This window comes from Paenibacillus arenilitoris (assembly GCF_014705655.1).
Classification (GTDB): Bacteria; Bacillota; Bacilli; order Paenibacillales; family Paenibacillaceae; genus Pristimantibacillus; species Pristimantibacillus arenilitoris.
In genome coordinates, this window is record NZ_JACXIY010000058.1 from 21131 (window position 1) to 27194 (window position 6064).

Annotated in this window: 4 protein-coding genes and 1 rRNA gene; 2 read left to right on the forward strand and 3 right to left on the reverse strand. The window is 54.9% G+C overall.

Annotation, left to right across the window (positions count from 1 at the left end; translation table 11 throughout):
* Nucleotides 1-119: 119 nt before the first annotated feature.
* Nucleotides 120-2411, reverse strand: a complete 2292-nt coding sequence (locus IDH41_RS29770; RefSeq protein WP_223830182.1) for an eCIS core domain-containing protein — start codon at nt 2409-2411, stop codon at nt 120-122.
* 158 nt (nt 2412-2569) lie between these two features.
* On the opposite strand from IDH41_RS29770, the gene IDH41_RS29775 reads away from it, so the two are divergent.
* Entirely contained in the window at nt 2570-2788 is a 219-nt protein-coding gene (locus IDH41_RS29775; protein WP_190867745.1) for an alpha/beta-type small acid-soluble spore protein, read from the forward strand.
* Between the two features lie 61 nt (nt 2789-2849).
* The gene (locus IDH41_RS29780) at nt 2850-3761 is read left to right on the forward strand and encodes a CPBP family intramembrane glutamic endopeptidase (protein ID WP_190867747.1); all 912 of its coding nucleotides are present in this window, start codon (nt 2850-2852) and stop codon (nt 3759-3761) included.
* A gap of 35 nt (nt 3762-3796) precedes the next feature.
* Here the strand turns inward: IDH41_RS29780 and IDH41_RS29785 are convergent, their stop codons facing one another.
* Both IDH41_RS29785 and rrf read right to left on the reverse strand, forming a co-directional pair.
* Nucleotides 3797-5287, reverse strand: a complete 1491-nt coding sequence (locus IDH41_RS29785) for a DHA2 family efflux MFS transporter permease subunit (RefSeq protein ID WP_190867749.1) — start codon at nt 5285-5287, stop codon at nt 3797-3799.
* Nucleotides 5288-5700: 413 nt separating this feature from the next.
* Nucleotides 5701-5817 (reverse strand): 5S ribosomal RNA (gene rrf, locus IDH41_RS29790).
* Between the last annotated feature and the right edge of the window lie 247 nt (nt 5818-6064).

Genomic DNA, 6064 nt, shown 5'->3' on the forward strand with positions numbered 1-6064 from the left:
CCATTAACGACGTTCTTAATAAAGAACATTTTTCAAAAAAGAGAGGCCCTCCGATTTTACCTGGGCCCCTTGCAGACTAAGCACTGCGGCATCGTCCTGCAGCCATGTCCATATGCTCCTTATTTCCCTTGCCTGATCCAGTCCTTCTTCATTAACGCGCTCGGCGTTTTATTGTCCTTCATATACTTCTGAAGCACATGATGAGTCGAGAACAGCATTTCCACGAAGTACCACTTCTCATTGGCGATGATCAAGCCCTTTCCGCTGAGCTGCACGATCGTCGTGCCCGGAAAATGGCTGATGTCGCTTTTGCTTGCCGCGCTCTCGTCGTAAGCCAGGTCGATATTCTCGAAGATCGGCCTCTTGCCCGGAGCGAATAGGCTTTGGCGAAGGCCTTCCGCATACGCGTTGTCATAGCCTTCGGAATAGCCGTCCTCCTTGCTCGCGTACGCCTTCGGCTCATCCTCGAGTCCGCTTCGCATGCCGTCCTTCTCGCCCTGCTCATACCAATAATCGTATCTTCCGTCGGCGTCGCCCTTATCGTAGCCGTCCCGATACGATTGATTATCGTATAAGTCGTAGTATCTGGAAAATTCCGTGTTCCCCTGCTCGTAATAACCGTCCTCCCGCCCGTGCCGGTGGCCGATCTCGTACTGCTTCGCGTCTCTTAGGCCTTCGTCGTACCCTTTTGCGTATCCTTCGCTGTACGGGCCGTTCTGGCCGTTGTCCTGATAGTTATCCATCTCCTCGTTGTAGGACGCGTAACCGTGATCATAGCCCCAATCATACCCATAGTCGTAGACGATGTCGCGAAGCTCGATCGCCTCGCCTTCCCCTTCAGCGACGAGCTGCTCCAGCTCTGCGATAAGCTCGGAAAGCTCCTTGTTGTCGCCGCGCACCTCATTGAGCTTCGCGATCAGACCTTCACGGTTCTCGATGACGCTCTTGAGCAAGTTGCTGGTCGTTAGCACGAGCTCTTCGGGATCGATCTCCGTCCGGGCGGCTCTTCCCCGCGTTTTCTTGTCGGGCCTAGGCGCAACAATCTCTTCGCCGTCATCCTCTACCACTTCCGCCTTGCCTCCGTCAAGAGGCGAATCGATCGTGATGTTCTTCTTGTATTCGGCCCCGTACCTGCCGCCTGCCGTGTTGAGGTGGTACCAATTCGCCGTAAGCTTGGAGGCGTATCGTACCTGCACCAGCTTCTCGGTGTTGCTGTGATTGGATATTTGAACTCCCGTCGGCTGAACGTCCAGCTTATTGTACGCCTTCAGCCTTGCGCTGCTATTCTTATAAATAGCTGAATCATTACTGTATTCGACGTCCACGATGTATTTATACCAATCGCCGTCTTCGTTGACGGGGTCGCGGACGAATTTTTCGATGTTCGAGCTTTGCAGCGTGTTGGCGGTTCCGGATATGGCGGTCAAATTTCGCTGGTCGTCCCCGGGGCCGCCCAGCTTCTCGTTCATCAAATGGCCTGAAATATAAGATTTGCCGGACAGCGCTTTAAACGCGCTGACGCGCGCCTTCGCATTCGCGTGGCTCGGCGACGTGCCGAGATTGTGATCGGGCCCGACGATCGCCTCGACCCTTTTTCCTTCGCCCGCGCCGGGATCGATCGGATTCCACTTCACCGTCGTTTTGGCATCCTGCCCGCCGGTCAGCTTCGTTCCTCTTCCCTCTTCTTGCCCGACATGGTTCCTATTGGCATCGTCCCGCGTCCCTTTAAATTTCCCCCACCGAAACGTGTCCCCGCGCTCGTCCAATATTTCCTGGTCCCGCACGAGCGCTCGCTGAACCGGCGCGTTCGAGGAAGGTCCGTCGGCGCTTGTGTCAAGAGGACTATCGGTCGCCGCGGAAGAGGATGCTTGAATCGCCCTAGTACCCATGATATCCGCTTCCCGTTCCAGCCCGCCGTCATCGTTGATCGCCTCCCCCTTCAGCTGCATGGTCGGGCTTACCCGGCCCTGACGCTGCTGGACAACGTGCCAGCCTTCATGCGGCAAGTGCCGCTCCTGACCGGGCGCCACGTGAATGTCGTTTCCCTGCGCATAAGCATGGGCGCCAAGCTCCGCCGGCTTTGGCGACTGATAATGGACCCGAACATCGGACAAATCCATTCCCGACATCGACTCCAGTCCGCTCTTCAACCGATCCGGCATCCCGGTCCGGTTGGGCGGGGATGCCGTCAACGAATTGGGCGGAGCCGCCGCTCCGCCCGCCGGCTGCCCGCCGCCCACGAACTGCATGACGGCTCGATTTCCGGCTGCCTCTTGCAGCTGCATGACGCGCTCGGGCGATAAGCCTCCGTTTAAAGGTCCGTATGGCTGAGACATCGGGCCTGTCGGTGCCTCCGATTTTCGCTGAATGGCCGCCTCCGGCTGCTTCGAAAACGATTTATGGTCTTTCAAGCTGACGCTCCTTCCGTAACTCGAGTTCCTTCTTACTTATTCGATTTAGGTCGTCAAAATCCTTCCAAAATTTACATAAGCGTTTTTTGCATCGCCTTGTATAAATCTGTACATTCCAACACAAATTAACCTCACATCCAACTAAGGAGTGATAATCAATGAGCAGAAGAAATTCGTCCAACCAACTCGTAGTACCTCAAGCAAAAGCAGCGCTTAACCAAATGAAAACGGAAGCAGCGCAACAATTGGGAGTTCCGTTCGCCCAAGACGGCTACAACGGCAACTTGTCCACTCGCGACGCAGGTTCGATCGGTGGTTACATCACCAAAAAATTGGTGCAAATCGCCGAGTCCCAACTTGGCGGACAACGCTTCTAATAAAGCGTTATCCGTAGTCCGATTGCAACGAACCCCCAAATGATGAATTTGGGGGTTTTTTATGTTACGATCTATTCGGTCGGGTGGTCTTCCCTATATTATTCCAAGGAGTGAAATACCTATTAAATCCGCTGCCGAAATTATCGGAAAGCTGCTGCTCACGATCGTTATCGTCATTGTTCTGCTCGTTATCGTTCTTATCGCCTATTTCGTATTCTCCGGCTCCTCCCTTATGGACTTGGAGGCTGCCGTTTCGGACGAATGGTCGATTTATGCCCAGATGATCGTATTCACGATCGCCGCTTTCGGCATGTATGCCTTGTTCGAGAGGAAGAGAGGCTGGCCGCTCGGCTTCATGCAGAAGAGCGCCGCGCTTTGGACCGTTCGCGGCATGCTGGCGGGCATTCTATTGATGAGCGCATCTGCCGCGCTAATTTGGCTGCTTGGCGGAGCCGAGTGGCATTGGATCGGCTTCAATCGGACGGTTATCCTTTCGTTGCTGGACGGAGCCGTTTTGTATGCCGCCGTGGCGGTTTACGAGGAATTTTTTGCGCGGGGATACGTGCAGGGACTGATCCGGTATCACTATGGCAGTATTACCGCCGTCGTCGTCAGCTCGATCTTGTTCGCCCTTATGCACGGCTTCAATCCGGGCTCCTTCGAATCGCCGCTCCCGATGGTCAATTTATGGCTGGCGGGCGTCCTGCTCGCGGTATCGCGAGAAGCTAGCGGCGGGCTCTGGTTGCCGATCGGCCTTCACCTGACGTGGAACTATTTTCAGGGGTACGTGTACGGCTTCCGCGTGTCCGGTACCGATAACGTGCCGTCCGTAATCGAATCGACGGCGTCCGGCCCCGTCGCGCTGTCCGGCGGCTCCTTCGGCGTGGAAGGCAGCTTTGTGACCACGATAATTACGATAGCCGGAATCGCCGCCGTTTATGCGATCTATAACGGCAAAAAACGCGAGAGCTAGCATAGCGCCGGCTCCCGCGTTTTTTTTGAGGCGGATTAGTTGGCTCCCTCGCTTACGGTCGTCTGGCTGCTCGCGCCGGCTTCCGCCGCTTTGCCGCCTTTCGGCTGCTTCACCTTACCGACGAACAGGCTGAGCGGGAGGGCGACGGCCGCCACCAAAGTAGCGACGACATAGACGTCGTTGACGCTCATCGTGAACGACATCATCTCGATATGCAGCCTGTCGGTGTCACCCGCCATGGCGAAATCGGTCGCGTGCGCAACCGATCTTGACGCGAGCATCGTCGTAAAAATCGCGATCGCGAACGATCCGAAGACGTTCCGCGTCCAGTTCGAAATCGCCGAAGCATGGCCGGACAGCTCGGCCGGAATTTGCTCCATCGCCGCGTTGCTGGACGGCATGACGACGAAGGCGATGCCGATGTTCCGCACGGTCATCCACCAGATGACGTAGGAATGGGAGACGTCAAGGCTAAGCCAGCTTAACGCAAGCGTCCCGATTGTTAGGAGCAGAATGCCGGACGCCATGAGCCAGCGCGGGCCGATAATCCCGTACAGCTTGCCGACGAACGGCATAAGCAGCGCCATCGCAAGCGAGGCCGGCAGCAGAATCATCCCCGTGTCCATCGCGGAGACATGTTGGATTCTTTGCAAAAATACCGGCGTGAGCAGCGTGCCCGAATACAAGCTGATCGTAATGATGTTCGCGATGATCGCGTTGAGCGTAAATCGGCCGTTCTTGAATACTTTCAGATTAAGCAGCGGCGTCTCCGCCGTTAACTCCCGCCAGACGAATAGAATGAGCGCGATGCCTCCGACGGCGAACAACGTCAGCACCTTCCATGAGCTCCATCCCCAAGCGTGGCCTTGCCCAAGCGCGAGCAGCAGCGACGAGCTGCTGACGATAACGGTCAGAAAGCCGAGCAGGTCGAAGCTCTTAGGCACATTAAGACGATAATAAGGAATATAAGCGTATACGAACGCGATCGCGATCAGGCCGATCGGAATGTTCATAAGGAACAGCCACTGCCAATCCCAGTTTTGCAGCACCCATCCGCTGATCGTCGGCCCGAAGGCCGGAGCAAGCATCGCCGATAGTCCCCAGAAAGCAATCGCCATCGCCTGGCGCTCCCTCGGAATAATTTGATAAATAATCGACATCGTCGCCGGAATAATCAAACCGCTGAATGCGCCCTGAAGCACGCGGAACAGGATCAACGAGCCTTCGTTCCATGCCGATGCGCAAAGGATCGAAGTAACGGTGAAGCCGATCAGCGAAAATAAATAAAGCCTTCTATAGCTGAAGCGCTCGCCCAAGTAGCCGGCGATCGGCGCGGTCGTACCCATCGCAAGCATGAAGCCGGTCAACGTCCATTGAACGGAGCTCAGCGTCGTATGAAAGTGCACCGTGAATATTTCGAGCGCAAGGTTAATGCTCGCCGACGCCAACACGCACAAGAAGGACCCGATGAAAATGGCGAGCATGACGGGCCAAAAGCGAACTTTCTGCATAACTTCCTGATTCATAATCTCTCTCTCCCACCCTTAACGATTTCTATGCTGCTAATGTATTATATTTTAGTTCTAAAATATTTTCAAATAAAATATGCGTTAAGCGTTTTCACGAATCTATCGTTTCTCCGACTTACGATGATAAGAAGCTTCAGTTACTCTCCCGGGAGAGGGGTGAAGTCGCCTTCTTCTTCGCATGAACAACAAAAAACCTACCGCAAACCTGCGGTAGGTTCCTCGTGCTTGGCGACGGCCATTCCGCACCGGATTGAATTGGCTTCGCAGCTTGCGCATCCCGGTCGGCGTAAGGACGGCCACCTTCGTCGAGTTGCTTCGATCGGAAGGTTCAGACCTCTCCCTACAGAGAGGTAGAAGTCGCCATACATACAGAAAAGACCTGTCACAGTAAATTGTGACAGGTCTTCTGTGCTTGGCGACGTCCTACTCTCCCAAGACCCTGCGGTCTAAGTACCATCGGCGCTGGAGGGCTTAACGGTCGTGTTCGGTATGGGAACGCGTGGTTCCCCTCCGCCATCGCCACCAAACTGGATTTTTCGCTGAATCGCTTCCCGAGTCGCCTCAGAAAAGATCCAACCCTTATCCTTCAAGGCATTGCGCCCTGAAAACTGGATACGAAAGATTAAGCTGCTGCATTCCTTTGTTTCTTTGGGGCCCCCGCAAAGTATTCGGACTATGCTCCGGAAGTCTAAGCTTCACTTTGTGGGGTACTTTTAGGATAAGCCCTCGACCGATTAGTATTCGTCAGCTGCACGCATTGCTGCGCTTCCACCC